The following is a 2,238-nucleotide window of genomic DNA, read 5'->3' as shown; positions in this document are numbered from 1 at the left end:
GTGCGCGACAGCGACCACGACAGCCGCAGATGTTCGCGCGCCCGGGTGACGCCGACGTAGAGCAGCCTGCGTTCCTCCTCCAGCGCGGCCTGGTCGGCGACCGAGCCGTCGTCGGCGAGCACGTGCGCGATGGGCAGAGTGCCGTCGGTGAGGCCGACGAGGAAGACCGCGTCCCACTCCAGGCCCTTGGCCGCGTGCAGCGAGGCCAGGGTGACACCCTGCACCGTCGGTGGATGCCTGGCCTCGGCGCGGGCGGCCAGCTCACGTAGCAGGCCGAACAGATCCAGCTCGAGGTCGTGGGCGAGCAGTTCCTCGGTCAGGCTCACCAGCGCGACCAGCGAGGACCAGCGTTCGCGGGCCTGGGCGCCCGCGGGCTCGGCGGCGGTCAGGCCGACCGGGGCGAGCGCGGCGCGCACCAGTGTCACCAGCGCCTGCCCCCGGACCGCCGCCTCGGGCAGATCGTCGCGGCTCGCCGCCTGGCGCAGCGCGGAGATCGCCTGCCGCACCTCCGCGCGCTGGAAGAAGCCCTCCCCGCCGCGCACCTGGTAGGGGATGCCGCGCGCGGACAGCGCCTGCTCATAGGCCTCGGACTGGGCGTTGATGCGGTAGAGCACGGCGATCTCGGCGGCCGGGGTGCCCGCGGCGACGAGCCGTTCGACGGCCACGGCGACCGAGGCCGCCTCGGCGGACACGTCGTCGTACTCGGCGAAGACCGGCTCCGGGCCGTCGGGGCGCTGGCCGATCAATTGCAGCCGGGTGCCCGCGATACGCCCGCGCGCGGCGCCGATCACCCGGTTGGCCAGCGAGACGATCTGCGGGGTGGAGCGGTAGTCGCGTTCCAGCCGCACCACGGTGGCGTCGGGGAAGCGGCGCGAGAAGTCGAGCAGATAGGCGGGGGTGGCGCCGGTGAAGGAGTAGATGGTCTGGTTGGCGTCGCCGACGACGGTCAGGTCGTCGCGGTCGCCGAGCCAGGCGTCGAGCACCCGCTGCTGCAACGGCGTGACGTCCTGGTACTCGTCGACGACGAAGCTGCGGTAGCGCCCGCGGAACTCGTCGGCCACGGCCGGGAAGTCCTCCAGCGCGGCGGCGGTGTGCAGCAGCAGGTCGTCGAAGTCGAGCAGCAGGCCGTCGGGGGTGGTCTTCAGCGACTCGTAGGCGGTGTAGACCTCGGCGACGCGCGCGGCGTCGTAGGGCAGGTCGCGGCCGCGGGAGGCGGCGGCCGCCGCGTAGTCCTCCGGCGCGACGAGCTGGGATTTCGCCCATTCGATCTCGGTGAGCAGATCGCGCACGCTCTCGGTGGCCGTCGAGAGCCCGACCCGGTGCGCGGCCTGGGCGACCACGGGGAACTTGGCCTCGAGCAGCCGCCAGGGCACCTCCCCGACCACCTGCGGCCAGAAGTACTTGAGCTGGCGCAGCGCGGCGGCGTGGAAGGTGCGGGCCTGCACCTGGTTGGCCTCACCGCCGAGGCCGAGGGCGCGCAGCCTGCCGCGCAGCTCACCGGCGGCGCGGGCGGTGAAGGTGACCGCGAGCACCTGGTCGGCCTTGACGTGCCCGGCCGCCACCAGGTGGGCGATGCGGTAGGTGATGGTCCTGGTCTTGCCCGTGCCCGCCCCAGCGAGCACACAGACCGGGCCCCGGGGCGCCCGGACGGCGGCGGCCTGCTCGGCGTCGAGGAGGTCCAGATCGAGTGCGGGCACGGCCTCCATCATGGCAGCCCGGCCCGACAGGCCCGCACCTCCGCCGGGTGCGGGTGGCGTGGGTCTCGGCTGTGATCGTGTCCGGGCACGGAACACGACCGGTGGTCGGCGCGTTGCACGAGGCGTGACCGAAGTGAAACCCGCCGTGACGATGTACTCCACCACCTGGTGCGGCTACTGCCGCAGGCTGGAGAAGCAGATGGAGGAGAACGGCATCGCCTACGAGAAGATCGACATCGAGCAGGACGAGGCCGCGGCCGAGTTCGTCGGCAGCGTGAACAACGGCAACCACGTGGTGCCGACCCTGAAGTTCGCCGACGGCTCCACGGCCACCAATCCCAGCCTCTCCGCGGTCAAAGCGAAGCTCGCCGAACTGGCCTGACGCCTCGCGCGGTGACACCCGCCGCGCCGGAACGGCCACGGGCCACCGCGGCGAACGCCCGCGGAGCGAACAGCGGCCACAGCGACGGGGGGGGGGGGCCCCCCCCCCGCGGGCGGGGGCCGCGGGGGGGGGGGGGGGGGGGGGGGGGGGGGCGGGGGG

Annotated in this window: 2 protein-coding genes; one reads left to right on the top strand and one right to left on the bottom strand. The window is 73.9% G+C overall.

From position 1 onward, the window contains the following. Positions 1-1,709 (bottom strand): ATP-dependent helicase (locus tag QH283_RS24900; RefSeq protein ID WP_432420775.1); only part of this gene is annotated, 1,709 nt, incomplete at its 3' end. A gap of 139 nt (positions 1,710-1,848) precedes the next feature. Here QH283_RS24900 and QH283_RS24895 point away from each other — a divergent pair. Further along, entirely contained in the window at positions 1,849-2,079 is a 231-nt protein-coding gene (locus QH283_RS24895) for a mycoredoxin (RefSeq protein ID WP_280505366.1), read from the top strand. The last annotated feature ends 159 nt before the right edge of the window (positions 2,080-2,238 follow it).

It is taken from the genome of Nocardia farcinica (genome assembly GCF_029867845.1).
GTDB classification, from domain to species: Bacteria; Actinomycetota; Actinomycetes; order Mycobacteriales; family Mycobacteriaceae; genus Nocardia; species Nocardia farcinica_A.
The sequence above is the reverse complement of the archived record's forward strand: the minus strand, read 5'-3'. Positions and strand labels throughout refer to the sequence as shown.

Coding starts and splice junctions, on each gene's coding strand:
- QH283_RS24895 (WP_280505366.1), top strand. CDS start 1,849: ATGTACTCCACCACCTGGTGCGGCTACTGCCGCAGGCTGGAGAAGCAG.